Source organism: Streptomyces sp. SID4985 (genome assembly GCF_009863025.1).
Classification (GTDB): domain Bacteria; phylum Actinomycetota; class Actinomycetes; order Streptomycetales; family Streptomycetaceae; genus Streptomyces.
Genome location: NZ_WWIR01000272.1, coordinates 1 through 2,685, shown reverse-complemented (window position 1 = coordinate 2,685; position 2,685 = coordinate 1). Strand labels below are relative to the sequence as shown.

The 2,685-nt window shown below is 75.3% G+C and carries 1 protein-coding gene and 1 pseudogene; both read left to right on the top strand.

What is annotated here, in order from left to right:
* Positions 1 to 146 precede the first annotated feature (146 nt).
* The gene (locus GTW40_RS11210) at positions 147 to 1,985 is read left to right on the top strand and encodes an LpqB family beta-propeller domain-containing protein (protein WP_343245662.1); all 1,839 of its coding nucleotides are present in this window, start codon (positions 147 to 149) and stop codon (positions 1,983 to 1,985) included.
* A 189-nt stretch (positions 1,986 to 2,174) separates the two neighbouring features.
* A pseudogene (locus GTW40_RS11205) lies at positions 2,175 to 2,685 on the top strand (ComF family protein); the annotation flags it as partial.

The following is a 2,685-nucleotide window of genomic DNA, read 5'->3' as shown; positions in this document are numbered from 1 at the left end:
CGGCAACGGCGCGCGCGTGGTGCCCCGGCCCGCGAACGGCGCCCGGCGCACCGACGACAACGCTCCGGGCCCGGCGCCCGAGGCGGACAGCGGCCGTCCGGGGGCGGCCGTACAGCAGGACCCGACCGAGCCAGGGGAGGCAGTGAGTGGTCGCTGACCGCGAGGGGGGCGCCCGGCGCCGGCCGGGACGCGCGGTGGCGTACGCCGTATGCGGGGCGGTCCTGCTGTCCGGCTGCGCGTCGATGCCCGACAGTGGCGATCTGCGCAACGTCGAGTCCACGCCCCGGCAGGACACCGGGGTACGGGTCTTCGCGGTGCCGCCCGCCCAGGACGCGTCGTCCAGCGAGATCATGCAGGGCTTCCTGGAGGCCCTGACCAGTGACGATCCGCAGTACGACACGGCGCGCAAGTATCTGACGCCCGCGGCCGCGCGGGTCTGGCGGCCGGAGCGGGCGACCGTGCTCGCCGACGGGCCGAGCATCATGACGGACGCGCCGGAGGAGTCCGGGCGCGAGCAGGACACCCGGCGGACCTATGTCCTGGAGGGCAGCAAGGTCGCCTCGGTCGACGCGCAGCACGCGTATCAGCCCGCGGGCGGCGCCTATCGCACCCAGGTGCGGCTGTCGAAGGACGCCAAGAGCGGCCAGTGGCGCATCGACGCGCCGCCCGCGGGTGTCGTCATGGGCAAGTCGGACTTCCAGCGCAACTACACCTCGGTCGACAAGTTCTACTTCGCGACCCACACCAAGGCCGGGACGAACGGGCGGCCGGTCGCGGTCGCCGACCCGGTGTTCGTGCGCAGCAAGGTCGACCCGATGACCGAGATGGTGCGCTCCCTGCTGCGCGGCCCGACCACCTGGCTCGAGCCCGTGGTCAGGTCCAGTTTCCCGACCGGTACGGCCCTGCAGCGCGGGGTGACGGGGCTGGCGCCCGACGACCAGAACCGCCTGGTGGTGCCGCTCAACGCGAAGGCGGCGCGGGTCGGACGGGCCCGCTGCCACGAGATGGCCACGCAGCTGCTGTTCACCCTGCGGAACCTGACGCCGACGCTGGAGACGGTCGAGCTGGAGGGGCCCGGCGGGCGGCGGCTGTGCGATCTGGCGGAGGACCGGGCGGAGTCCGTCGCCTGGCGCGCCTCGGCGCAGAGCCCGCAGTACCTCTACTTCCTCGACGGCAAGCACCGGCTGGTGCGGATGCCGACGGGGGCGGGCGGGACCAGCGCCACACCGGTGCCGGGCGCGTTCGGCGAGGGCACCAAGGAGCTGCAGTCGGTGGCCGTCTCGCGGGACGAGCACACGGTGGCCGGGGTCACGGCCGACGGCCGGTCGCTGTACGTCACGCCGCTGGCCGCCGCGGGCACGCTCGGGGAGCCCGTGGTCACCAGCCTGGGGGTGCCCAAGGACGAACGGCTGACCCGGCCCAGCTGGGACGCGCGCGGCGACCTCTGGGTGGCCGACCTGAACCCGGTGAAGCCGCAGCTCCACGTCGTCGAGCAGGGGGGCACCGGGAAGCCGGTGACCGTGACCCTGCCCAGGCTGAGCGGCCGGATCACGGACGTGCGGGTGGCCGCCGACGGGGTACGGGTCGCGCTGGTCGTGGCCTCGAAGGACGACAAGCAGTCGCTGCTCATCGGCCGGATCGAGCGCGAGGACGAGGCGGGCGACGCCCCGGCCGTCGTCGATCCGCGTCCGGCCGCACCCGACATGGAACTGGTCACGGCGATGTCCTGGGCCGGGGACAGCCGGCTGGTCGTGGTCGGGCGCGAGCAGGGCGGTGTGCACCAGATGCGGTACGTCCAGGTCGACGGCTCCACGCTGGAGGGCCCGGCGCCCGCCGCGCTCTCCCGCGCGACCGCGATCGCCGCCGCCGAGGACGAACGGGTGCCGCTGGTCGCGTCCTCGGAGGACGGGATCGTCCGGCTGCCCTCGGGCGCGCAGTGGCAGAAGGTGGACAAGGACGGGACGGCGCCGGTCTATCCGGGGTGAGGCCGGTCCGACGTGGGTGAAGCGGCCCGGATTCCCGTGGGGGAGTCCGGGCCGCTTCCCTGTGCGGCGGGGGCTCCCGGTGCCCCTCTCACTCGTGCGGGTGAGGCTCGTCGGAGCGGGGCGTCCGTTGTCCACAGGGCGCTGTCCACAGGGGTGGCCGGGCGGCCGGAGCCTCGGCACAGTGGAGCCATGCGGAAATGGTGGCAGGACCTCACGGACCTGGTGCTTCCGGCCGACTGCGAGGGCTGCGAGGCGCCGCGCACGGTGCTGTGCCCGCGGTGCCGGAGGGCGCTGGGCGGCGCGGCACCGCGCCGGGTGCGGCCGTCGCCCGAGCCGCCCGGGCTGCCGGTGGTGCACGCGGTGGCGCCGTACGCCCGGGAGGTGCGGTCGCTTCTCCTCGCGCACAAGGAGCGGGGCGCCCTGGCGCTCACGGGAGCCCTCGGCGCGGCCTTGGCGGAGGCTGTGCGCGCGGGGCTGGGGACTCCAGGCTTCGGGGCGCCGGGCTTCGGAGGGGCGGGACACGGAGAGGTGGGACACGGAGAGGTGGGACACGAAAGGGCGGGACACGGAGCCCCGCACCTCGGGCCGCCGCACGGGGCTCGAAGACAGTCGGCCCCGGTGCTCCTCGTCCCGCTGCCCTCCGCGCGGGCGGCCGTGCGGGCGCGGGGGCACGACCCCGTGCGGCGCATGGCCCTGGTCG